The following is a 23,221-nucleotide window of genomic DNA, read 5'->3' as shown; positions in this document are numbered from 1 at the left end:
GTGCCAGCAATTAGCCCGGTACATTTGTCAAAAAAAACGCCATGAAAACAATCATAATCGGTCTTCTCTTCATCGTAGGCCATTTGGCAACTCCTCAATCATTCAATCAACCTATCAATAAACCCGGTCGTTCGACCACAAACCAGCCAAACACAATGGAAACACAGGCAATGCAGGTAGTTAGAGAGTTTTTAACCGCTGTTCAACAAGGAAATCAGGTCAAACTGGCAGCAGCCATCCATCCTACTATTGAATGGAATCAACCAGGAAACAACCGTTTTTCGGGGATAAAAAAATCAAGCACAGAAGTGTTTAAGATGGTCGGCGGCATGTTTGAAGCAACCTCGAACACGCTGGCACTGACCGATATCAAAGTCTTAACAGCCAATGGCAACAGCGTAGCCTGTCTGGTTCACTGGAAAGCGGCTCAACCAAACGGCGGCATTCTCGACGTCGACAACATTGATGTATATACCGTTGAAAATGGTCAGATCGTAAAAGCCAGGGTATACTCGGCCGACATTGCGCAGGAAGACGAGTTCTGGATGAACTAGCCGATAAGTCGGCCTGCCTGGGTAACAACTACCTGGTTCAATTGGCTTACCTTTTGTATGCCTTTACCCCATGAAACGTGACGATACTCTCTGGAAAGCAATTCTCGAAGATGTCTTCGATGACTTTCTGCGGTTCTTCGTCCCGCAGGCCGATTCTCTTTTTGTCTTTAATCGTCCATTCAGTTTCCCATGCTCTCATGCTCGTCCGCGATTGCAATTGCGGACGAGCTGGTTCTCACTGATGGAAACCGACGATTTCATCCTACCCATTATAGGCAGCTTAGTACTACGCTTACTTATGCATTCAACACCTACAAAGTACTGGACAAGCCTGACATCTCCTTTTATCTCATTCCAAAAACTGCTCAGGCTGACCCGTTAATGGCAATTCTGTTCTGTTTCAGATTAGTCGAAAGCTCATCCGATGATATTTCGTCGGGCCATATTTTCGAATGGCTTCCCGATGGATGGGTGTAGGATAGCCCACATTCTGCGCCCAGCCGTAGGCCGGAAACTCCAGCCCCAACTGCTCCATAAGCTCATCACGGTAGGTTTTAGCTAGCACCGAGGCTGCTGCAATCGACAAATAATGCGCATCTCCTTTGATGATACACGTGTGCGGAATCATCGGGTAGGGTACAAACCGATTTCCATCAACCAGCAAATGTTCGGGCCTGACCGTAAGTGCATCGACCGCCCGATGCATGGCCAGAAAGCTGGCTTTCAGAATATTGATCCGATCAATATCTTCGTGCGACACCTCAGCTACCGCCCACGCCAGCGCATCGCGCTGAATGGCTTCCCGAAGGCTTTCGCGCTGCCCACGCGTTAACTGTTTGGAGTCGTTCAAAATTGGGTGCTCATAATTTTTGGGCAAAATTACCGCTGCCGCTACCACAGGCCCCGCCAGGCAACCCCGCCCAACTTCATCTAAACCGGCTTCAACAGCATCGGCATTGTAAAAAGATTTAAGCATAGGGCAGGCTCATTTTAATCTTCCAGCACATTTCCAACAATCGTATTTTTCAACAGGAGGGCCAACAACAAAAAAGCGATTCCCCAATAGATATAAATTCGGTAAAAATCCTGCACATCTTCATACACTACCACCCGAACGGGAGCTTTCTCCAGCCGATCGATCTGCGCAAATACATCCCGTAGCCGTCCGGCATCGATAGCCCGAAAAAAGCTACCATTACCAATACCGGCAATTGTTTTCAGGATACCTTCATCGACCGTAGCCGCGTCGGCATTCGACTCCGTGACCCGGCCAACCGCAATTGTATAGAGCCGAATTCCAAAGGCTTTAGCCAGGCGAGCTGCCGTAACGGGATCGAGATTACCCGCCGTATTATCGCCATCGCTAAGCAGAATAACGATCTTAGTGCGTTTTTTTGCGGTCTGCATCGAATCGGTTGGCACAGTTGTCGGATCACGCATTCGGTTGATGCACCGGGCCAGCGCATCGCCAATAGCCGTACCCGACGTATTGATCATTTGATCGTTCAGCTCGCTCAGATATTGTTTCAACAAGTCATAATCGGTTGTGAGAGGGCAAAGGGAGAAAGCCTCACCGGCAAAAATAACCAACCCAATCCGATCGTTTTTTCGTCCATTAACAAACGTCTGGGCCACTCGTCGGGCAGTTGCCAATCGTGTGGGTGGCATGTCGGCTTCAGACATCGACGACGACACATCTATAGCCAGCATAATATCAATTCCTTCTGATTGCTCCTGGCGATGAGTTTCCACAAGCTGGGGTCTGGCTAATGCTACCAGTAGAAAACTCATACCAACGAAAACACTGGCAGGCAGCAAAAAACGCAGCCAGCTCATCAGTGTCTGATTGGTTCGTACAATGCCTCCCATAAAGCCTTCGCTCCGGGAACGACTCCCCGACGTATCGAGCGACATATTTAATCGTTGCTGGGCTGTCCGATGCAGATAATATCGCAACGCAAATAGCACGCCTATAGCCGGAATTAAGTATAAAGCCAACGGGTTCGTGAACCGAAACTGCTCCCAAAGCTGTAGACTGAACCAGGATGGCGAATACCAATGCTTCATATTACGAGCGAGTTGACGGTATGGTTTCTTCGGAAAAATGTAGTGGCTGGGTAGCTTCCTGAATCGAACTTCGCCGTCGTCGATAGGCCTGCACCGCCACTGTACGGAGCACCCGAAGTGCATCGAATGCCTGCCCGGAAAATTCGCCCCCATAAATCATCCGGTCGGCCTCCCGAAGCGCATCGGCCACCCGTTCGTCGCCCGTGCGTTCGGCTATTTCGGGGGTTGTCAACGACGCATAGGGCTGACGTTCCAGCTCTTCCAGATACGTTTTCCAGATAATAACAGCCTGATTGGCAACTTCTGATGCGTTTTCGGCACTTAACTGCTGGCTCAATTTGGTATAATCGCGCAGGAAACGCTTCTGATGCAGGTATAACTGATATAAATGCCATTTTCGGCGCATTTGTCGACCAAAAAGCAGATAGATCAATGTGAGCAACGCCCACGCAGCCAGCAGCACTTCGCCCAGAACCGGGTAATTAAATTGCTGTTGCAGCTTAGCCAGTTCGGTTTCAGATGCCAGCGACAGGTTTTTTGGAAATTTCGATTTAGAGCCAGGGCTTTTGAGATGCGTACGTAAAAACACCGTATCGATCTGCGACATAATAACTGTGCAGTCGTTGGCATTGACCAATCGGATTGGCACCTGTAGGAGTTGAACTGAATCGGTTTCGAACGAAATAAGGGTATAAACGGCGCTGTCGCGGCTAACAGCTATTTTTCCCTCGCCCGTTGTCAGGGTAGGCGATACCGTAACTTCTTTTACCCGGAAAGGCAAAAAATGATAAGCCGTATCGGGAAACAACACTTCGGCAGTGGGCGGATGTCGGTACGTTAACGCATAGCGAAATGGCCGTCCGATTTCAATGCTATCGGTCAGAAATTGGCCCTTTAATGAAGGCTGTTGCACAGGTGGCTGCGCCCTAAGCAACGGCATCAATTGTGGTATACCCAGCAAGCAAAAACTAATCAGCCATTGAATTCTACAAGCCACTGCTCTTTTCAGAATTACTGCTTTTTTCTGACCCTAAACAATTCTACAAGTTTGGGAATAAAATCTTCCTGCGAGTCGAGTGCCAGATAATTGGCATTAAACTGCTTGCAAAGTCGTTCCAGTCGGGTCTGATTCTGTAAAAACGTTTCGCGCAAACGATTTCGGAACGACACCGACGAGGTATTCAGCCAGACCGTATGACCGCTTTCGGTGTCATGAACCGGAATAATCCCCAAGCGGGGTAGGCTCACCTCGCGCTGATCGTAAAAATGAATAACGACCAAATCGTGTTTTCGTGCCAATGCTTTTAAATTGTGTTCGTAGCCCTGATCGATAAAATCGGAGAGCAGAATTACAACACTCCGCCGTTTGAGGCAGTTCAGTGTAAACAGAAGCGCATCGGCCAAATTAGTCCGACTCGACTCGGGTTGTAGTTTAAACAGACTCATAATTAACTGATAGCCTGTCTTTAAACCGTTTGAGGGTTTAATATAACGCTCTTTCTGATCCGAAAAGCAATACATTCCTACATGGCTGGCCTCACGAATGGCCGACATTGCCAGCACTCCGCATACCTCTTTGGTAGCATCAAGTTTGGCCCGATGCTGAGGGCCAACCTGCTGCGATGCGCTGACATCGACCACAAAAAAAACCGTTTGATCTTTCTCTTCCCGAAAGACTTTCACAAACGTACCATGCCCCTTCGACGAAACGTTCCAGTCGATTGCCCGCACATCGTCGCCATATTGATAAATACGCAGGTCACTAAACTCCAGGCCAGATCCTTTAAAAACCGACCGGAAACTCCCCCGCATTTGCGAGTTCACCGCCTTGCGAATCTGAATATCGAAATTACGGAGCCGGGCCAAGAACTCGTCCATACGCAGTCCGTGTTATAGTATTTTAACGATCAATCCCGAACTTTGCTCAACGGGATTAGCTTAGTTCACCAGAACTTTCGCTTGAAGCCGCACCATGGCTCATTACGTGTAAATAAACCACGGTGCGTCGTAGGCTGGCACGGCTTCAAACGAAAGTCCTATTCACAAAAGTAACGCTTAAACAGTATGCGTTGGCATCTAATAAAACAAACCATCTGGATGGGGCTGGCAATGCTGGGGCTGGGAATGCTGCCAGGTTGCCAGGCCCAGCAGGACGAACGTCCCGACAATCTGATTCCGGAAGATCGTATGGCCGATATTCTGACTGAAGTGCATAAGGCCGAAACAAAAGTCAGCCGTCTGGGACTGCGCTCGCTCGATTCGTCCAACATTGCTTATAAACATCTGGAACGACAGATTTTCGTAAAGTTTAAGGTCGATACAGCTGCCTATACAAAGAGTTACGTTTATTACTCGTCTCATCCGCGTGAAATGGAATCTATTTACAAACAGGTTGTTGAAAAACTAAAAAAAGAAACGGAGCCTAAAAAACCAGCGCATTCATGAGTATTGGCATTATCGGGGCGGGCATATCGGGGCTAACACTAGCCTACGAACTGGAACGCAACGGCATTGACTATCATATCTGGGAAGCTGCCGACCAGCCAGGAGGCTACATACAATCGCGCTGGAAAACGGGACCGTATGGGCAACAGTACCTCTGTGAGCTGGGTCCTAATTCGCTCCTGGGCGACGCCAGTCTGCTGCAATGGCTCGATGAATTGGGGCTCACACCCGAGCTGGTTTTTAGTCGGCCCGTTAGTAAAGCACGATATGTTTTCCGCAAAGGTCAGTATCGGCAGTTGCCTGCCGGACCGGCGTCGCTACTGTTTGGCAGTTTTTTTAGCTGGAAAACAAAGCTGGCTATTTTTCGGGAACGAAATAACACCACTCTGTCGCCCGATGGCGAAACGCTGGACGCCTTTTTTCGACGCCGATTCAACAACGAACTTGTCGATTATGCTCTGACTCCTTTTGTAGCTGGTGTTTATGCTGGCGAACCCAGTCAGCTACTCGTATCTGAAACAGTTCCTGTGCTGCTTCAATTCGAGAAGAACTATGGTTCTGTCCTGCGTGGACTCATTAAAAATCAGTCGGCGAGCGGTCGTCGGCAATCGTTCAGTTTTCGAAACGGTATGCAAACGCTCCCTAATACGTTGGCGGCAAACGTGACGAATCTGTCGCTCAACACCCCGGTCGAACGCATTGATCGAACTGGCGATGGCTGGCTGGTAGAAACCGCCAGCGGCAACCAGACCGTCGATGAGCTGGTGCTGGCCGTAGGCACCGATGCCGCAGCTCGACTGCTTGCTTCGCACTATGCCGACTTTGCCAATGCATTGCGCCAGGTTGTGTATCCGCCCATGACGGTTATTCACTCGACCTACAAACGTGCCGATGTGAAACACCCACTAAATGGTTTTGGCGGGTTAAACCCAAGTATAGAAGGTTGTTTTGCTACCGGACACATCTGGAGTAGTTCTGTTTTCGATGGCCGCTGCCCACACAACGAAGTACTGATTACGACTATGGTGGGTGGGCAGACCAATGAACGCAACGCTTATCTTGCCGACGACGTACTGGCAGAAAACGTTCATACAGAGCTGGCATCCAGTTTTGGCATACGTGCCGATAAACCTCTTTTTCGGGCAATCACTCGCTGGCCCCGAGCAATTCCACAGTATAATGCTCAGATCATCGATGTGCGAAGAAGAGCCAAAGCACTTGAAAATGAAGGCTTACGAATGTGCGCAAACTGGCTCCAGGGCGTGTCAGTTTCTGACTGTATTGGCAAGGCCCGCCAAGTAGCCAATCAATTGAGCCACAATTCACTGATTAACAAATTTTAATACTTCATTTGTACAAAAATCGCTATTATCACTGTTGTATAACTAACGCTGATAGCATTTCATTAACCCACTCAAGAAGTCGTGAAAGAACGTCTGGTAGTAATTCCCACTTATAATGAAATTGAGAATATTGAGGCTATTATTCGTAAAGTATTCTCACTGCCAGAGCCGTTCGACGTGCTGATCGTTGACGATGGCTCGCCCGATGGCACGGCTCAGCGAGTCCGTGATTTGCAGGAAGAATTTTCAGGAGCGGGTGCTCTCTCGCGGCTACATCTGCTCGAACGACGCGGCAAACTAGGATTAGGCACAGCTTATATCGACGGTTTCAAATGGGCTTTGTCGCGTGGCTATCAGTATCTTTTCGAGATGGATGCCGACTTTTCCCATAACCCCGACGATCTTATCCGGCTTTACCATGCCTGCGCCGACGAAGGCCCCAACCGTGCCGATGTAGCTATTGGCTCGCGTTATATTCGGGGTGTTAATGTTGTGAACTGGCCTATGGGGCGGGTGCTGATGTCGTATTTTGCCGGTGTTTATGTTCGGTTCATTACGGGCATGTCGATCATGGATCCAACGGCGGGTTTTATATGCTATCGGCACAATGTGCTGGAAGTAATTCTGCACAATCCGATCAAATTTGTGGGTTATGCTTTCCAGATTGAAATGAAATTCACTTGCTGGAAATATGGATTCCACCTTGTTGAGGTACCTATTATTTTCACTGACCGAACAAAGGGCGTTTCCAAAATGTCGACCAAAATCTTTAAAGAAGCGGTCTTTGGCGTACTTCAGATGAAAATCAGCAGTTTTTTCCGTCATTATATTCCCCGCAAACAAGCCGCCGAAACAATGGCCGAGCCAGTCGATGCGGTATAGAGTTTATAGTTTACGGTTGTTCTGCCTGTTTAGACCCTAATTGAGCAGAGCAACCACAAACGATAAACCGACTCCTTTCATGAACAAAATTACTGTCTTCTGTGCCTCAAGTCCGGGGTACGATTCTATTTTTATACAAATGGCCTATCAACTGGGGCAACAGTTAGCCGGAGCGGGTATTGGCGTTGTATATGGCGGAGCTAAAGTTGGGTTGATGGGTGCCGTAGCCGATGGTGCCCTATCGCAGCAAGGCGAAGTAATTGGTGTACTACCTGCCTTTCTGCAAACAAAAGAAATTGCCCATGAGGGCCTGACTCAATTGATCCGGGTTGAATCGATGCATGAACGTAAAATGACCATGCACGAGCTATCCGACGGCGTTATTGCGCTGCCGGGTGGCTTTGGAACACTGGAAGAATACTTCGAAATGCTAACATGGGCACAGCTCGGCCTCCACAAAAAGCCCATTGGCTTACTCAATGTCAATGGTTTTTATGATGGGTTGCTAACGCTGGCCGACACAATGGTGGCGACTGGTTTGCTCAAACCCGTAAACCGGGCAATGATGCTGGTGAGTACAACACCTAACGATCTACTGGAGCAGATGCGCGCCTATAACCCGCCAACAGTAGGCAAATGGCTCACGTCGGAGAAAGCGGCCTAATCCAGCCCTTGCCACAGTTGCTACACCAATCCGTTCTTCAGGGCATATTTAATGATGCCAATGGAGTTTTTGACGCCCAGCTTTCGCAAAATGTTATGCCGGTGCGTTTCAACCGTGCCGGGGCTGATAAATAGTTTATCAGCAATGATGTTGGTCGATAGTTCCTGCGCAATTAAGCGGATAATCTCGATTTCCCGATCCGTTAACGGAGCCAGTGGAGCAGGGGCTTCATCGTTTGCCCGAACAGTCGATACCGGCAATGCCACCAGTTGACTCATTACCGATTCAGAAAAATATTTTTCACCTCTGGCAACGGTTTTCAGAGCGCGTTCCAACTCCAATTTGCCCGCTTTTTTCATCACATAGCCTGCAATCCCCGCCCGAAACGCTTCACGAATGCTGTCGGCATCTTCAGAAACGGTAAGCATCAGCACTTTTATGTGCGGAAACCGCTGTCGAACGCGTAGTGTTAGTTGAATACCATCGAGAGCAGGCATATCCATATCCGTCAGCAATACATCGACATCGTTTACCTCCAGAAAATTGACAACATCCCGGCTGTCGTTCAGCGTACCAACCACGCAGACACCATCAATTCGACTCAGCAGGAGCGATAGACTATCCAGAATAATTTCGTGGTCATCGGTGAGTAATACACGTATGGTCGAGGGCATAATCTGTAGAGAAAGGTGGGAATACCTATTTCAAAGGTACTGATTATACGACAATTAGGCAACGTACTTCCGCTGCCCCTTACTAAGGTCGATTGCCAAAACCCGGCGATTGCCATGTACGAAGAACTCCGTGTTTATTTTCCAGAATCAGCACTTCAGCGCCAGGAAAACGATTTACTAACCGACGGCTTTTTCGGATACCGGCCACACTAAAAACTTTGGTGAGCGCATCTGCATGGTAGCCATCAGGCGCTAGTACGGTTGTTCGTACAAACCGGTTGAGGCCCAATCCAGAACGCGGATTCATGATATGTGAATAACGCCGACCATTGTGTTCCAGAAACCGATACGTATCGCCCGAGGTTGTAATGGCGGAATGAGTTAGCACAACTGTAGCCGTATCGATATCTCCTACCCTACCAGATCCTATATCGATGCGCCATCCAGCCACTGTCGAGCGAGTCTGGTTATGCTGCGACTCTGCTGGTGGAGCATCGCCAACAAGTATATCACCGCCGATGTCGATCAACGCCGACCGAATGCCAAACCGGTGCAGTACCGTAAGCGCTTCATCAATTGCAAAACCCTGACCAATGCCGCCTACATCTAACCGCATATTGGCTTTTTTCAGACGACACGCCCGGCGACTGCTATCCAGCTTCATCAACCGATAGCCAACCACTCGCCGGGCCTGGCGCAGTTGTTTACGAGTCGGGAACTCCTTCCGCCGAACTGCCCGACGCCATAACAACGACAGCGGCCCTACAGTTGGATCGAAACGTCCATGCGAAAGCCGGGCAATGGTTTGTGCTTTCTGCAATACATCGAACAACTCAGCCGACACCGGAACCCATTGGCCTGAGCCGCTAGTTGCTGATAGCTGGTTTATTTCCGAGCCGTCCAGGTAATCGCTCATAATTTGATTCAGCGAATCCATTCGGGCCGACACAGCGGCATTGGCCTGAATAGCTGTTGCACTATCGGAGGCATAAAAAATGACATTGAACTGTGTGCCCATCAGGCCACGATGAAACGCAAACCGAATTGGCGGAGACGACTGAGCTGCAACAAAAAGTGGCAGCCCTACCAGCGCTGCCACTTTCCAGAGACCAAAACACCAAAGCAACTCTATCCGAAAACGGATTTTCGATGGTATCTTTAGCAAATTAGTTTCTGATATGGTTACCATTAAAAACAAATATGTGCTGCTGGCAGCTGGTTGCTGGCTAGTAGGTATTGTTCTACTACTCATTGGGGCCTGGGCTCGCAACAATCAACTACCTTCTGCCGGGCTATTATTGACAACAGGCATACTAGGACAGGCCGCAGGCTTTGGCTTTCTGGGCTTTGCCATCATGCAGGCTGTTTTCAGAAAAAAATAGCCTGCATAGTTTATAACAGAGCCGAAGAATAGCATTGCCTACAGACTACCCAATACAGCCTGCTCATATTCAACTATTTGGCATCTATTTACCGCTATAGACAATCAAATTTACCCACTTATACCTGAGCTACCTTGTTTCGCAGAAACATATCGGCCAGCACTAACGCTGCCATTGCCTCTACAATCGGTACGGCACGGGGCACTACACACGGGTCGTGTCGCCCTTTTCCGGAAACAGTGGCCGGTTGCCCATGTACATCAACACTATTCTGATCCTGCATGATGGTAGCAACAGGCTTAAACGCTGTTCGGAAATAAATAGCCTCGCCATTGCTGATACCACCCTGAATACCGCCCGAATGATTGGTTTTGGTACGAACGCGCCCCTGTTCATCGGTATAAAATTCATCGTTATGCTCCGATCCGTATAGCTCTGCCCCGGCAAATCCACTACCGTATTCAAAGCCTTTTACGGCATTGATGCTCAGCATAGCTTTGCCTAGTTCGGCATGAAGCTTATCGAACACCGGTTCGCCCCAACCCGCCGGAACGCCCGTAACCACGCAATCGACAACACCGCCAATCGAATCGCCCCGCTTGCGGGTTTCGTCGATGTACTGAAACATCTGTTCAGCCATTTCGGGGTCAGGGCAGCGTACGGGATTTTCTTCGGCCAGCGCCAGGTTTAATTCTGAATACGGCTTTTCCAGTTTTAACTTGCCCACCTGCGACACATAGGCCTGAATTTGCACCCCCTGCTGCGCCAGCAATAACTTTGCTACCGCCCCGGCAGCTACGCGAGCTGCTGTTTCGCGTGCCGACGACCGGCCACCTCCCCGATAATCGCGGGAGCCGTATTTGGCATGATAGGTATAATCGGCATGAGACGGCCGAAACTGCTCGGCAATGTGCCCATAGTCTTTGCTGCGCTGATCGGTATTTCGAATGACGAGTGCGATAGGTGTTCCCTGCGTTGTGCCGTCGAAAACCCCCGAAAGTACCTCAAACTCATCGGCTTCGCGCCGTTGGGTTGTAATGCGCGACTGGCCCGGCTTGCGCCGGTCGAGTTCATGCTGAATAAAATCGGGATCGAACGTTAGACCTGCCGGACAGCCGTCGATAACAACACCAATTGCTGGTCCGTGCGATTCGCCGAATGTAGAAATTTTGAATATGGTTCCGTATGTACTACCCATTCTTACCTATAAACATCAGACAATCAACCCCGTAACTATCCATCAACAAAATAAATAGCTGACAGAGGCTGGCTATCTTACTTTTTTAAAAACACAAAGATCATTCCTAATAGCATCATTACAATCAAAACATTGGCAATAGCCCGAATTAAAGCGGGTATGCTAATAGGCTGATAGGTGCTATCCATTGCTTCTATGCCAGCATATAGCGAATCGCCCGATGATCTGGCTGAACTGGTTTCGCCGTTTACAACAGAGCCGTCCAAAGACGATGAACTGAGGGCCTCATCCAGCTCTTTACCGCCAACCCGTAATGCCAACCGAGGGCGTAAGGTATCGTATCGGGCGGTTTGCGGGTCGAAATAAATCCATTGAAACCGATTTGCCAACGAAATATTTCCATTCTGATGGGGAACAACAAAATAGGTAAACGTTTTCCTGCCAGTTATCGAACTACCACTGTTTGTAACAGTATGCCGCTCCTGAGGAGGAAACACATCGACGTTTGTGGTGTCGCTCAGAATGGCCGGAGCCGGAAGCGTAGCAATATTACCTTCGCCGGTGATGGTAAAGCTATACCGAACACTCTGGCCAACCTTCACCTGGCGTCGTTCAAGCCCTTCTTCGAGATGGAATGCTCCTACCGGCACACGCCCCCGTAGTGGATGAACTGGTAGCGGCCGAACCAGTACGGTTATGGGTTTACTTGTCAGTACGAGTGTTTCGGGCTTGGCTGTCGGTGGCCCAATAACGGGTTGACGGCCTAGCCAGATTGATACGGCAGGGAGTTTTAGCGTCTGTTTCGACAAGGGAAAAAATACCGATTGATACAGCCGATACTCTCTGAATTTTTTTCCCCCCACCAAAACAGGTACGGGTTCCAGTTCACTAATATTCAGGTTTTCTTCCCAGGCATTAGCCGGGTGAATTTTTTTTACGATTTCCTGCAATTGTTTGTCCAGTGATGTAAACTGAAGCTGGTAGGGATAATTATCGGCCACAAAAAAAGACAAGGTCAGGGCAACGCTCTCTCCCTCATAGATTGAGGATCTCGATGCACGGAGCGACAGGAACGCAGCCCCACTGGGCGGAGGTGTAATAGCGGTCAGGGTTTCGGGGCCGGTTGCTGTAGCCGATGGCCGAACTACCAGAATAGTCCCTTCCGATTGTATGGTTTCGTCGTTAACTTCTATACTAAACGGAGGAACGCGAAAACGACCAGGTGCCCGCGCCTGATAATTTTGCGTAATCACTTGATTTGTAATTGTTTTTCCGCCAACTTCACCAGGTGTTACGCTGGCAGATAAGCCTTTTTTGGTAAACCCGGCAATGTCGGGAAAATCGATAACAGGCCGCGTTTCACTATTCGGAATGATAACCGAAATGGTGAAGGGCCGTTCAATCGAAAAATTTGTAGCACCTAATTCAATAGTTATTTCATTCTCAGCAGATTGTCCGTAAGCAATTAGCGAGAAACAAAAAAATAATACAAGAAATTTTGGGAATATTGCAAATAGCATTGTTATTTTGGGGCAACAAAACACAAAGTAAGGCGTTACGACAATAGGTGCCCCTTTTATTAACGAACCTGTTAACCTCTTTCGATATCAATAAGCTTCTTTAACCAAAAAAATGACGTACCATGCTTTCTATGCTTGAGTATATCAAAACAATCCTTCAGAAGGTAAGTTTTGACAGAGCCTTGTTTGAAAAAGAGTTGGTTAAAGCTATTAAAATGCTTATCCCCAAAGAAGTAAAACAACTCAGACGATGGTGTTATGCCCAATTTGGCAAAGTCTATCGTGTTGTATTGAACCGATGTTTCACCCGTGTGCCACGCGTTCGCTTCACCTGACAAGCCAACCACTCCAATTTCTTTCCTGAACATTACTAACCCCGGTTGAAAAGCCGGGGTATTTTTTTGGTTTACGGTTGCGCTGCATGCGAAGGAAGTGTGCTAATGGGCAGCGCAACCATAAACTATAAACTCACTTTCTCCTTCATGTCTGGAATTTCGACGTGTTTAAAGCCAGCAGCCTGTAGTTTTTCTTTCCAGATAACCTGCTTGTCGTATTCGCCATGTACCAGAAAAACCGTTTTAACTTTAGCCGGGTCCTGGCAGCTCAAAAATTCGAGCATCTCGTAGTAGTCGCCATGAGCCGAAAAAGAATCCATGATTTCAATGCGCGCACGCACCTGATACCGATCGCCAAAAATAGTCACTTCCTTATCGCCCCGCTTCAAGGCTCCACCTAAGCTGCTGGGCGATGCATACCCAACCATCAAAATCGTTGTAGTTGGCTTTTCAATATTGTTTTTGATGTGGTGCTTGATCCGCCCTGCTTCGGCCATGCCCGATGGCGCAATAATAATGCAGGGCTCCCGGCTATCGTTGATGGCTTTTGATTCCATGACATCGGAAATGTAGTGCAGGTTCGGAAAATTGAAGGCATCACCATCTTTATTGATATAAGCCAGTATTTCCGGATTAAAATCTTCCTCGTGACTTTGCATCACCCGCGTTGCACTAACTGCCATGGGGCTGTCGATATAAACCGGGAGTCGGGGCAAACGCCCTTCGCTGGAGAGTTGGTCCAGCGCATAAATCAGTTCCTGCGTGCGGTCGACAGCAAAGGCCGGAATAATTAGTTTGCCATGATTTTCGACGCACGTTTGCTGAACAATCCGAAGCAAATGCGCTTTCATATCTGGCTCAGCCTCATGCCGACGGTCGCCGTAGGTCGATTCGCAGATGATGTAGTCGGCCTGAGGAAACGGCTCCGGCGACCGCAGAATCTTATCGTCGGGTCGGCCAATATCACCACTGAAGAAGAGGTGTTTTTCTTCAACACCGCCGTTTCGATTCTTTTCGCGGATGGTTAAACTAACGGATGCACTTCCCAGCAAATGCCCAGCATCGGTCAACAGACCCATAGCTTCTTCGCAGATCACGAACGGATGATGGTACTCAACGGGTCGCATCAGATCAAGCGCTTTCTGCACGTCGTCTACGTCGTATAGTGCTTCGAGTTCAGCCTGTCCACGGCGTTTTCGCCGTTCGTTTACCCGCTCAAGATCGCGTTCCTGAATGCGGGCACTATCCATGAGCATAATTTCACAGAGATCAATGGTAGACGAGGTGGTATAGATTGGCCCACTAAATCCTTGTCGCACCAGCCTCGGAATCAGACCTGTGTGGTCGATATGGGCGTGCGAAAGCACCATATAGTCGACCTGGGAAGGATCGAACCCAAACTGCTGATTTAGCTCGTCGGTATTGATTCCCTGAAAAAGTCCACAATCGAGCAGAATTTGTTTACCGCCGTTTGTAGTGATCAAGTGCTTACTGCCGGTTACGGTGCGTGCCGCGCCAAAAAACTGAATAGTCATTGTCTAAAACTGGATTTCTCAGATTAAGGGATTTCACTGATTTTTGTTATTCTTTTCTGGACATAAATAGCCCAGAGAAGTCACGACGAATATGGCAATGGTTAGGTCAATATTGGAAAAGGTTCTCGTCATCACCAAACAAATTTGGAAACGGCGGGCCGTAAAAGCCCTCCTGCTTACCTTGGTGCTGTTTTTGGCGGTTGACTTTTTCTTTCCAATCAAGACCTCGGTGCCCTACTCCACGTTAGTCACTGCCCGAAACGGCACTATTCTGCACGCCTTTCTTAGTCGCGACGACAAGTGGCGCATGTATACCGAACTCTCTGAAATTACTCCTACTCTTCGGGAAGCTATTTTGTTTAAAGAAGACAAATACTTCCGGTACCATTTCGGTTTTAATCCGATTGCTATACTACGGGCGGCTGGCCGCAATTTGCTATCGGGCAAACGTACGTCGGGCGCATCGACCATCACCATGCAAACGGTACGGCTGCTCGAACCGAGAGAACGAACATATGGCAGTAAACTTATCGAACTGTTTCGGGCCGTTCAGCTTGAAGTACATTATTCAAAAGACGAAATTCTGCAACTATACCTCAATTTGATTCCTTATGGTGGCAACATCGAAGGTTTAAAATCGGCGTCGTTACTTTATTTCGGGAAACCGCCTAAACTACTCAGCCTGGCCGAACTGACAACGCTGACCATTATTCCTAATCGGCCATCGAGCCTGCGCCCTGGCAGCAACAATGCACATATTGTTGAGGAACGGAACGTGTGGTTAAAGCGCTTTCGCACCCAACATCTTTTCGATGATGGTGCTATCGACGACGCGCTCAACGAGCCACTCGCAGCCTACCGGCGAGCCGCCCCTCAACTTACACCACATCTTGCCCGTCGGTTACGTACCGAATACGTCGATATGCCCATTATCCAGTCAACTATATCACTGGCCACGCAGGCTACCGCCGAACGACTGGTTCAAAATTACGCGAATCGTGTTCGGGCATTGAATATCCACAATTCGGCCGTATTGATTGTGGATAATCGTACCCACGAAGTTATTGCCTATGTTGGCTCAGCAAATTTCGACAATACGTTCGATGGGGGTCAGGTCGATGGCGTGCGGGCAGTTCGGTCGCCGGGGAGCGCGTTGAAACCGCTGCTCTACGGACTGGCGTTCGATGAAGGACTCATTACACCCAAAACCAGGCTCAACGATGTGCCGACTAATTTCGGCGGTTATGAACCTGATAATTACGATCGCCGGTTCAATGGTCCGGTTACGGCTGAGTTTGCGCTGGCCAATTCGCTGAATATTCCGGCGGTTGCTCTACTGAAAGAAATAGGAACACCCAGCCTGATTGCCGCTTTGCAGAAATCAGGGTTCATAACTATTAAGAAACAAGCCAAAGAGCTGGGGCTTTCGATGATTTTGGGTGGTTGTGGGGTAACACTGGAAGAAATGACCCGGCTTTACACCGGATTTGCGCATGGCGGTGAGATAAAAAATTTACTATTCACCCAATCGGGCACTCATCCAACGGCATCCCGAGTTCGTTCAGGAGGTATTCTCTCGCAGGAAGCTACTTATCTGGTGACGAATACGCTTACGCAAATAACCCGTCCCGATCTGCCTAATAACTTCGACAATAGCTATCACTTACCGCGAATTGCCTGGAAAACCGGCACATCGTATGGCCGACGCGATGCCTGGAGCATTGGCTACAATCAGCGTTATACAATTGGGGTTTGGGTAGGCAATTTTTCGGGTGTTGGTGTAGCCGAGCTTAGCGGAGCCAATACAGCCACGCCTTTACTCTTTCAGCTTTTCAACGCACTGGACTATAATTCGCCCACCGGATGGTTTCGTCGGCCGGGCAATAACCTGTCAACGCGCCTGATATGCCCCGAAACGGGCGATGTTCCGGGTGAGTTCTGCACCAATACTGTAACCGACTATTACATTATGGGCGTATCGCGTTATAGGCGTTGTCAGCACCGGAAAGCAGTATTTACCAATGCTGCCGGAACCCTCTCCTACTGCGCTCACTGCAAGCCCGACAGTGGATATGTCCGTCGTAGTTACCCTAATCTGGCACCAGAGGTTGTAACTTTTTATCAAAACCGGCACATACCCTTTGAGACAATTCCTCCACACAATCCGGCTTGTGAGCGTGTATTTGGCACATCGGGAACGAAACCGCTAATTACCAGCCTGAACGATGGCAGCGAGTACTACATCAATCCAAAACAACCCGCCGAACTGGAATTAAGCTGTCAGGCAGCCAACGATGTGCAAACGGTATTCTGGTATCTAAATAATAAGCTATACCGCAAAGCCAGCCCTGGCGAAGCTGTTTTTTTCAAACCCCAGCCGGGCGCTTTAAAAATTTCCTGCGCCGACGACCGTGGCCGATATAGTGACCTGCACGTACTGATAAAAAGAGAATGAGGTAGGCCAATTGTCATTAGTTATCCGTTTTATTCTAATGCCTATTGGCCAGTAGCACCAAGTAACAGTTTGTTGATTTTGTCTTTCTCCAATTTATCAGGACCTTACGACTCGAAAGCCAATCTTATGCTAATGAAAACAATACTTACCTTAGTTTCAGCCCTGCTATTCACAGTAACTGCATTTGCCCAGCAAACTACCGATCCAGGCCAGGACCCGACCGCACTCGGCAACGCATTCTTCAAAGCCCTTCTCGATGAAGATGGGGGCAGCATTAGCAAACTAATTACCCCTGACTTTAGCCTTACCAGCTTCGATGGCAACACGGTAGATGGCGATATGCTGGCTCAGGGAATTAGTGGCGGCTATGTAGTTGTTGATGCAGGCACTGTTTCAGATGCCCGCACACGTCAATACAACAATAATTCGGCCGTCATGACAGGCATCTGGAAAGCGAAAGGCAACGTTCAGGGACAAGGTTTCGACAACACGGTTGCCTTTTCGGTTGTATCGGCAAAGCAGGGGGATGTATGGAAAATCGTGAACATTCAGTTTACGCCCATCCATTAACAACCGCTCAATAAGTCATTATCCAAAATACAAACCCACTCAGCAATTTTGAGTGGGTTTTTTCGTCTACATTCGACCTCTCACCGCTACACCTACCATTATGCGTCCCCGATTCCTATACCCTGGCTATCTGATTTCTGGTTTATGCATTTCGTTTTGTTTACTTCAGAATTGTTCCCGTCTCCCTTTCAATGAAGTAGCTATAGTGGGCCGTAATTTCGATGATGAAATTCAGCAGACGCAGAATTTAACCTTTTCGTTCAATAAAAATATTGGTCCCCCCGGCCAGCTCAACGAGTGGGATTCTACGCAGTATGTACGATTTATTCCGGCCGTACGGGGCAAATTCAAATGGACAGCTCCCAACGAACTGGTCTTTTCACCAGCCACCTCGTTCGGTCCGGCAACCGACTACCGGGCCGAACTGACAGATAACCTGTTGAAACGTTCGGAACAGAAAGACCTGAAGGTATCGGGCGATGAGATTGCGTTCCATACGCCTTATCTGCAAATTACAAGTATTGAAAGCTGGTGGGCAAAATCGCGGGAAACGGGGCAACCCATAGCCCGATTACGGCTTAATTTCAACTACCCGCTCAACACCGCCGACGTGTCAGATAAAGTAGCCGTTCTGGCCGACGACAAAACTCTCGGCACGCAGGTTACCCAAACCGAACCGCAAACCAATGTAGCACTGACTCTGAGCAATGCGCCTGCTCTGAAAAATGAACAACCCCTTACGGTCCAACTCGCCAAAGGTGTCAAGGTTCCTAAAACAGCCTATGTCAGCAAAGAAACGATTGAAGAAACCGGAACCCTCCCATCGCGCTATAAACTGGAAATTGCCGACGTCCAGACATCGTTTGAAAACACAGGAACGGGCGGACCACAGGGAATTGTTCGAGTCATTACCACGCAGGAATTGCAACCGGGCGAACTGAGCCGCTATTATTCCATTCAACCGAATGTTGAGACTACGGCCGAACTCACCGAAAATGGCTTTATGATCCGGGGAAACTTCAGTGAGACCGACACTTACGTACTGACGCTCACCGACCAGATTCGGGGAACGCTCGGCACCAAACTCGAAGAGCCCGTCACACGCGATTTGTTTTTCGGAAAAATGCCCGCCAGCATTCAGTTTGCCAATCGAAAGGCGCTTTACCTGTCGTCGAAAGGTGCCCGAAATGTTGGGCTGACGATTGTTAATGTACCAAAGGTACAGGTCAAAATAGCGAAGGTTTATGAAAACAACATCCTGAACTATCTGCGCACAGACCGCTACGAAGAATACACAGAAAAAGGCAACGGCGAATGGGGACCTTCGGGAGCGTTCAATTATGGCGACGATGAATCAGGTGATCTCAGCGATGTTCTGGTCGACAAAACAGTTGAAACAACGAATCTGCCAAAGGTTGGTGGCGTATCGGCACTCAATCTATCTCTGCCCGAGTCACCGCAGAACGGAAAATATCAGGGCGTTTATCTGGTAACTGTTAGCTCGAAAGATGAAGCCTATTTACAGACCAGCCAGCTCGTATCGGTATCAGATATTGGCCTGATTGCCCACCAGACGGCCGAAGAAGTTCAAATTTGGGCTAATTCGATCCGAACGGCGGAACCATTGCAGGGCGTTGAGCTTACACTCGTCAGCAGCAATAATCAGTCGGTATATACGCTCAAAACGGATGGTAGTGGCTTTGCCCGATTTGAGAAAGTGAACGAGAAAGCTCCCGGTTTCAAAATTGCGCTCATAACGGCCCGCATCGAAAGTCCAACTGCCAATGATTTTAATTTTCTGTTTCTGCCCGATACGCAGGTAGAAACCTCACGTTTTGAGGTTGACGGCAAACGCGATAATGAATCAGGCTTCGATGCCTTTGTCTATGGCGACCGCGACATTTATCGACCCGGAGAAACCATTCATTTCAACACCCTGATCCGGTCGCAAACGTGGAAAAGTGTAGGCGAAATTCCGGTTATCATCCGACTCCTGATGCCGAACGGCCGTGAACTACGTGCTTTCCGCAAAACTACGAATGCGCAGGGAGCCGTCACAACAGATATTCCCCTCGATCCGGCCGCCGTAACCGGAACCTACACCATCGAAGTTTCGAACGCCAATAATGTATTGTTAACGTCTCAATCAGTCAGTGTCGAAGAATTCATTCCAGACCGGATTAAAGTGGATGTTCTTACCGATCGAACCAGCTATAAATCGGGTCAAACGATCACGCTTTCGGCTACAGCTCAGAACCTCTTTGGCCCGCCCGCATCCGACCGAGCTTATGAAATGGAGCTTCAGCTCAAACGCAGAGTATTCGCGCCAAAAGGATTTGAAGAATATTCGTTCGACATTCCCAACGAAACCACCTTTCCCAAAGAACTACGGCAGGGACGCACAAACGCCAATGGACAGGCAACCGAACGATTTGCCATACCAGCCTTATATCAGGACATTGGCCTGCTGGAAGGTAAACTATTTGTAACGGTATTTGACGAAAACGGCCGTCCCGTCAATCGGCTCCGGCGCTTCGATGTGCTAACTCAGGATACGTTCTTTGGCGTTCGGCTTCCCGACCGTTATGTAACTACCAATGCTCCCATTACGGCCGAACTTGTTGCGCTCGATGCCAGCGGAGCCATACGTCCTTCGGCCTCGGCTTATGTAGAAGTAGTTCGCTACGAATATCAGACCGTGATCGAAAAGAAAAACGATCAGGTTAAGTATAATACAAAGCGCCGGGAAAAATCGGTGTACAGCAATACATTGCTGTTCAAAGCCGGAAAAGCCAGTTTCCGGTATGTACCAACCGTTTCGGGCCAGTATGAGATTCGGATTCGGCGGGCTGCACAGTCCAATGAATTAGCTGTTAATTATGCCGCAACAGGTTTTTATGCCTACGGATACGGTAGCACGTCGGCCTCTTCGTTTGAGGTAAGTCAGGAAGGGCAAGTGCTGATGACACTCGACAAATCAGTTTATCAAACCGGCGATAAGGCAAACGTATTATTCAAAGCCCCTTTCGATGGCAAACTGCTGGTGACGGTTGAGCGAAATCACATACTGGAATCGCACTGGCTAACCACCAGCAACAAATCGGTTGAGTGGAGCTTTTCGGTTGGGAACGACCATCTGCCAAACGTATATGTAACAGCCACGCTGATTCGAGCAATGGACGATACGAATCTGCCGCTTACGGTGGCGCATGGATTTGTGCCCGTATTGGTTCAGGACGACAACACCAAACTACCGGTAGTCATTACGGCAGCTCCACAATCGCGTTCGAAAACCCGGCAGACGGTAAAAGTTAAAACGACCAGTAATGCGCAAGTGACCATAGCTGTAGTGGACGAAGGTATTTTACAGCTCAAAAACTTCAAAACACCCGATCCGCACGGTTTTTATTATCAGAAGCGAGCGCTCGAAGTCAGCAGCCACGATCTATATGCATTGCTCTACCCCGAGCTTTCGCTACGGTCGTCGTCGAGTGTGGGGGGCGATGGCTACGATCTCGAACGGCGCGTTAATCCGCTAAGTAATGGCCGCGTAAAACTGGTTGCGCTCTGGAGTGGTATTCTGGAAACAGGCTCCGATGGTGAAGCTACGTTTACGGTCGACATTCCGCAGTTCTCCGGCGATCTGCGTATTATGGCCGTAGCCTATAAAGATAATCGGTTCGGATCTGCCAATAGCAACATGAAGGTTGCCGATCCCATCGTGATTAGCACCGGCGTACCGCGTTTTCTGACGCCTGGCGATCAGGTTGAGCTTCCGGTCAATTTAAGCAATACTACCAAACAACCAGCCACCGTAACCGCCCGACTGAGCCTTGAAGGGCCGTTGATGGCCGACAGTTTATCGACCCGAAAAATAACCCTTCAACCCGGCCGCGAAAGCCGAACTATCTTCCGCGTATCAACCAAACAGGCAATCGGCCCTGGTGCTATTACCATATCAGTAAACGGCCTAAATGAAACATTTACTGACAAAACAGAGATAACAGTTCGTCCGGCGGCTTCGCTGCAAAAAATAACACAGTCGGGTGCTGTAGCGGGCGGAAAAACCCAAACGCTGCAACTGGCCGGAAATGGTTTCCTGCCCGGAACGGCGCGGGCCAGCGTGTCGCTAAGCCGATCGCCAGTTGCGCAGTATGGCAACGAATTGTCGTATCTGCTAGGCTATCCACACGGTTGTCTTGAACAAACTATTTCGAAAGCCTTTCCGCAGTTATACTTCGCCGATCTGACCAAACAGCTTGGCAGCAATACTTATTTTGTTCGTTCGGGAGAAAGCGACCTAAACCCGGCTACCAATGTTCGGCAGGCCGTTCAGAAAATTGAAGGCCAGCAGACACAAAACGGTGGTTTTTCGATGTGGCCCGGACAACCCGAGGTCGATGAATGGGCCACCGCCTATGCCGTTCATTTTCTGAGCCAGGCACAGGAAGCAGGTTATGAAGTTCGGAACTCGGTGCTAAGTTCGGCACTCGATCACCTGACCAACTTCACCAACAATCCAGCTACCGAAAACGTCGTATCGTATGACGAATCGGGCGGGCGAACGGTGAAAAAAGTAGCCAGTCGAACGGCTATTTATGGATTGTATGCGCTGGCTATAGCCGGTAAGCCCAATCGGTCGGCTATGAACTACTACAAACAGACTATTGGCTCCTTAACACCCGATAGTCGTTATTTGCTGGCAGCGGCTTTTTTCCGGCTGGGCGACACACGAAGTTTCAATGCACTACTACCCAAACAGTTTACCGACGCTACAACCGACCGGCAAACCGGCGGTAGTTATGCGTCGCCCTTACGAAATCTGGCCCTGACACTCGACGCTCTGGTCGATACGGACCGCGATAATCTCCAGATTCCAACCCTGGCCCGCCAATTGTCTACGGCACTTCGCCAGTCTGGTTATCTGAACACCCAGGAAGCTGCCTTTGCGTTTCTGGCCCTTGGAAAACTAGCCCACCAACATGCCAATAGTACGGCAACGGCCACACTCTCAGCCGGTGGAAAATCGCTCGGAGCAATGACCGGCACATTCCTGAACATTAAACGTGTTCCTACAAACCAACCCCTCTCACTAACGGCAAAAGGTTCGGGCAATGTCTATTATTTTGCCCAGAGCGAAGGCGTTCCGGCAGACGGTAAAATCTCCGAAGAAGATAATGGTCTGCGGGTACGCCGGGATTTTCTGGATCGCGACGGCAAACCAATAGGCGACATCCGGCAAAACGATCTGGTTGTTGTGAAAATTACGCTGGTGAGTACAAATGGTCTGACCATCGATAATGTTGTTGTTACGGATTTGCTTCCGGCCGGGCTGGAAGTAGAAAACCCCCGCCTGACCGAACAGCGCGATATGCCCTGGATTAAGAATCCGACGCAGCCCGATCATTTTGATTTACGCGACGATCGTATCAATTTTTACACAACCGCTACCGCAACTCAGCGTACGTTCTACTACCTGGCCAGAGCCGTTTCCAAAGGACGCTACGTACTGGGGCCTGTTTCGGCCGATGCTATGTATAATGGCGACTATCATAGTTATAATGGGTCGGGAATAGTAACCATAAAATAGGCTATCG

Annotated in this window: 20 protein-coding genes; 11 read left to right on the top strand and 9 right to left on the bottom strand. The window is 49.1% G+C overall.

Annotation, left to right across the window (positions count from 1 at the left end):
- Window positions 1–41 precede the first annotated feature (41 nt).
- Window positions 42–554: a nuclear transport factor 2 family protein gene (locus WBJ53_RS02830; RefSeq protein WP_338874531.1), complete on the top strand. Its 513-nt coding sequence runs from the start codon at window positions 42–44 to the stop codon at window positions 552–554.
- A 70-nt stretch (window positions 555–624) separates the two neighbouring features.
- On the top strand, window positions 625–936 hold the full coding sequence (locus tag WBJ53_RS02825; RefSeq protein WP_338874530.1) for a hypothetical protein: 312 nt from the start codon (window positions 625–627) through the stop codon (window positions 934–936).
- Window positions 937–954: 18 nt separating this feature from the next.
- On the opposite strand, the gene WBJ53_RS02820 is transcribed toward WBJ53_RS02825, so the two are convergent.
- From WBJ53_RS02820 to WBJ53_RS02805, 4 genes are all read right to left on the bottom strand, one after another.
- Window positions 955–1,530: a ribonuclease HII gene (locus WBJ53_RS02820; RefSeq protein ID WP_338874529.1), complete on the bottom strand. Its 576-nt coding sequence runs from the start codon at window positions 1,528–1,530 to the stop codon at window positions 955–957.
- A gap of 14 nt (window positions 1,531–1,544) precedes the next feature.
- Window positions 1,545–2,621, bottom strand: a complete 1,077-nt coding sequence (locus WBJ53_RS02815) for a VWA domain-containing protein (RefSeq protein ID WP_338874528.1) — start codon at window positions 2,619–2,621, stop codon at window positions 1,545–1,547.
- 1 nt (window position 2,622) lies between these two features.
- Window positions 2,623–3,534, bottom strand: coding sequence for a hypothetical protein (locus WBJ53_RS02810; protein ID WP_338874527.1), 912 nt, complete (start codon window positions 3,532–3,534; stop codon window positions 2,623–2,625).
- Window positions 3,535–3,632: 98 nt separating this feature from the next.
- The gene (locus WBJ53_RS02805; RefSeq protein WP_338874526.1) at window positions 3,633–4,499 is read right to left on the bottom strand and encodes a DUF58 domain-containing protein; all 867 of its coding nucleotides are present in this window, start codon (window positions 4,497–4,499) and stop codon (window positions 3,633–3,635) included.
- Between the two features lie 186 nt (window positions 4,500–4,685).
- On the opposite strand from WBJ53_RS02805, the gene WBJ53_RS02800 reads away from it, so the two are divergent.
- The 4 genes from WBJ53_RS02800 (at window position 4,686) to WBJ53_RS02785 (ending at window position 7,955) form a co-directional block, all read left to right on the top strand.
- Entirely contained in the window at window positions 4,686–5,066 is a 381-nt protein-coding gene (locus WBJ53_RS02800) for a DUF4296 domain-containing protein (RefSeq protein ID WP_338874525.1), read from the top strand.
- Window positions 5,063–6,409, top strand: a complete 1,347-nt coding sequence (hemG, locus tag WBJ53_RS02795; RefSeq protein ID WP_338874524.1) for a protoporphyrinogen oxidase — start codon at window positions 5,063–5,065, stop codon at window positions 6,407–6,409. Before WBJ53_RS02800 ends, hemG begins: the two co-directional genes overlap by 4 nt.
- 81 nt (window positions 6,410–6,490) lie before the next feature.
- Entirely contained in the window at window positions 6,491–7,291 is an 801-nt protein-coding gene (locus WBJ53_RS02790; RefSeq protein ID WP_338874523.1) for a polyprenol monophosphomannose synthase, read from the top strand.
- Between the two features lie 79 nt (window positions 7,292–7,370).
- Window positions 7,371–7,955 (top strand): TIGR00730 family Rossman fold protein, encoded by a 585-nt coding sequence (locus WBJ53_RS02785; protein ID WP_338874522.1) that lies wholly within the window; start codon window positions 7,371–7,373, stop codon window positions 7,953–7,955.
- Between the two features lie 20 nt (window positions 7,956–7,975).
- Here WBJ53_RS02785 and WBJ53_RS02780 read toward each other — a convergent pair whose 3' ends face one another.
- A complete protein-coding gene (locus WBJ53_RS02780; protein ID WP_338874521.1) occupies window positions 7,976–8,629 on the bottom strand; it encodes a response regulator transcription factor in 654 nt (217 codons plus the stop codon).
- Between the two features lie 82 nt (window positions 8,630–8,711).
- Window positions 8,712–9,794 carry an FAD:protein FMN transferase gene (locus WBJ53_RS02775; RefSeq protein WP_338874520.1) on the bottom strand — a complete coding sequence of 361 codons (1,083 nt, stop codon included), beginning with the start codon at window positions 9,792–9,794 and terminating at the stop codon, window positions 8,712–8,714.
- Window positions 9,795–9,807: 13 nt separating this feature from the next.
- Between WBJ53_RS02775 and WBJ53_RS02770 the strand changes: the two genes are divergently transcribed.
- Window positions 9,808–10,011, top strand: coding sequence for a hypothetical protein (locus tag WBJ53_RS02770; RefSeq protein WP_338874519.1), 204 nt, complete (start codon window positions 9,808–9,810; stop codon window positions 10,009–10,011).
- Window positions 10,012–10,129: 118 nt separating this feature from the next.
- Here the strand turns inward: WBJ53_RS02770 and aroC are convergent, their stop codons facing one another.
- Complete coding sequence (gene aroC / locus WBJ53_RS02765; RefSeq protein WP_338874518.1) at window positions 10,130–11,209, bottom strand: chorismate synthase; 1,080 nt, start codon at window positions 11,207–11,209, stop codon at window positions 10,130–10,132.
- Between the two features lie 77 nt (window positions 11,210–11,286).
- The gene (locus WBJ53_RS02760) at window positions 11,287–12,729 is read right to left on the bottom strand and encodes a BatD family protein (protein ID WP_338874517.1); all 1,443 of its coding nucleotides are present in this window, start codon (window positions 12,727–12,729) and stop codon (window positions 11,287–11,289) included.
- A gap of 122 nt (window positions 12,730–12,851) precedes the next feature.
- Here WBJ53_RS02760 and WBJ53_RS02755 point away from each other — a divergent pair, with 122 nt between their 5' ends.
- A complete protein-coding gene (locus WBJ53_RS02755; protein ID WP_338874516.1) occupies window positions 12,852–13,064 on the top strand; it encodes a hypothetical protein in 213 nt (70 codons plus the stop codon).
- A gap of 125 nt (window positions 13,065–13,189) precedes the next feature.
- On the opposite strand, the gene WBJ53_RS02750 is transcribed toward WBJ53_RS02755, so the two are convergent.
- Complete coding sequence (locus WBJ53_RS02750) at window positions 13,190–14,599, bottom strand: MBL fold metallo-hydrolase (protein ID WP_338874515.1); 1,410 nt, start codon at window positions 14,597–14,599, stop codon at window positions 13,190–13,192.
- 97 nt (window positions 14,600–14,696) lie between these two features.
- Here WBJ53_RS02750 and pbpC point away from each other — a divergent pair, with 97 nt between their 5' ends.
- The 3 genes from pbpC to WBJ53_RS02735 all read left to right on the top strand — a co-directional run bounded on the left by pbpC (window position 14,697) and on the right by WBJ53_RS02735 (window position 23,214).
- Window positions 14,697–17,054, top strand: coding sequence for a penicillin-binding protein 1C (gene pbpC, locus WBJ53_RS02745; protein WP_338874514.1), 2,358 nt, complete (start codon window positions 14,697–14,699; stop codon window positions 17,052–17,054).
- 132 nt (window positions 17,055–17,186) lie between these two features.
- A complete protein-coding gene (locus WBJ53_RS02740; RefSeq protein ID WP_338874513.1) occupies window positions 17,187–17,624 on the top strand; it encodes a nuclear transport factor 2 family protein in 438 nt (145 codons plus the stop codon).
- Window positions 17,625–17,724: 100 nt separating this feature from the next.
- The gene (locus WBJ53_RS02735) at window positions 17,725–23,214 is read left to right on the top strand and encodes an alpha-2-macroglobulin (protein WP_338874512.1); all 5,490 of its coding nucleotides are present in this window, start codon (window positions 17,725–17,727) and stop codon (window positions 23,212–23,214) included.
- The last annotated feature ends 7 nt before the right edge of the window (window positions 23,215–23,221 follow it).

This window comes from Spirosoma sp. SC4-14 (assembly GCF_037201965.1).
Taxonomy (GTDB): Bacteria; Bacteroidota; Bacteroidia; order Cytophagales; family Spirosomataceae; genus Spirosoma.
The sequence above is the reverse complement of the archived record's forward strand: the minus strand, read 5'-3'. Positions and strand labels throughout refer to the sequence as shown.

Excerpts from the sequence above, each read along its gene's own strand:
- WBJ53_RS02815 (WP_338874528.1), bottom strand. The coding sequence starts at position 2,621 with ATGAAGCATTGGTATTCGCCATCCTGGTTCAGTCTACAGCTTTGGGAG.
- WBJ53_RS02760 (WP_338874517.1), bottom strand. The coding sequence starts at position 12,729 with ATGCTATTTGCAATATTCCCAAAATTTCTTGTATTATTTTTTTGTTTC.
- WBJ53_RS02755 (WP_338874516.1), top strand. The coding sequence starts at position 12,852 with ATGCTTTCTATGCTTGAGTATATCAAAACAATCCTTCAGAAGGTAAGT.
- WBJ53_RS02780 (WP_338874521.1), bottom strand. The coding sequence starts at position 8,629 with ATGCCCTCGACCATACGTGTATTACTCACCGATGACCACGAAATTATT.
- WBJ53_RS02735 (WP_338874512.1), top strand. The coding sequence starts at position 17,725 with ATGCGTCCCCGATTCCTATACCCTGGCTATCTGATTTCTGGTTTATGC.
- WBJ53_RS02750 (WP_338874515.1), bottom strand. The coding sequence starts at position 14,599 with ATGACTATTCAGTTTTTTGGCGCGGCACGCACCGTAACCGGCAGTAAG.
- pbpC (WP_338874514.1), top strand. The coding sequence starts at position 14,697 with ATGGTTAGGTCAATATTGGAAAAGGTTCTCGTCATCACCAAACAAATT.
- WBJ53_RS02805 (WP_338874526.1), bottom strand. The coding sequence starts at position 4,499 with ATGGACGAGTTCTTGGCCCGGCTCCGTAATTTCGATATTCAGATTCGC.
- WBJ53_RS02785 (WP_338874522.1), top strand. The coding sequence starts at position 7,371 with ATGAACAAAATTACTGTCTTCTGTGCCTCAAGTCCGGGGTACGATTCT.
- WBJ53_RS02800 (WP_338874525.1), top strand. The coding sequence starts at position 4,686 with ATGCGTTGGCATCTAATAAAACAAACCATCTGGATGGGGCTGGCAATG.
- WBJ53_RS02770 (WP_338874519.1), top strand. The coding sequence starts at position 9,808 with ATGGTTACCATTAAAAACAAATATGTGCTGCTGGCAGCTGGTTGCTGG.
- aroC (WP_338874518.1), bottom strand. The coding sequence starts at position 11,209 with ATGGGTAGTACATACGGAACCATATTCAAAATTTCTACATTCGGCGAA.
- WBJ53_RS02820 (WP_338874529.1), bottom strand. The coding sequence starts at position 1,530 with ATGCTTAAATCTTTTTACAATGCCGATGCTGTTGAAGCCGGTTTAGAT.
- hemG (WP_338874524.1), top strand. The coding sequence starts at position 5,063 with ATGAGTATTGGCATTATCGGGGCGGGCATATCGGGGCTAACACTAGCC.
- WBJ53_RS02740 (WP_338874513.1), top strand. The coding sequence starts at position 17,187 with ATGAAAACAATACTTACCTTAGTTTCAGCCCTGCTATTCACAGTAACT.
- WBJ53_RS02830 (WP_338874531.1), top strand. The coding sequence starts at position 42 with ATGAAAACAATCATAATCGGTCTTCTCTTCATCGTAGGCCATTTGGCA.
- WBJ53_RS02825 (WP_338874530.1), top strand. The coding sequence starts at position 625 with ATGAAACGTGACGATACTCTCTGGAAAGCAATTCTCGAAGATGTCTTC.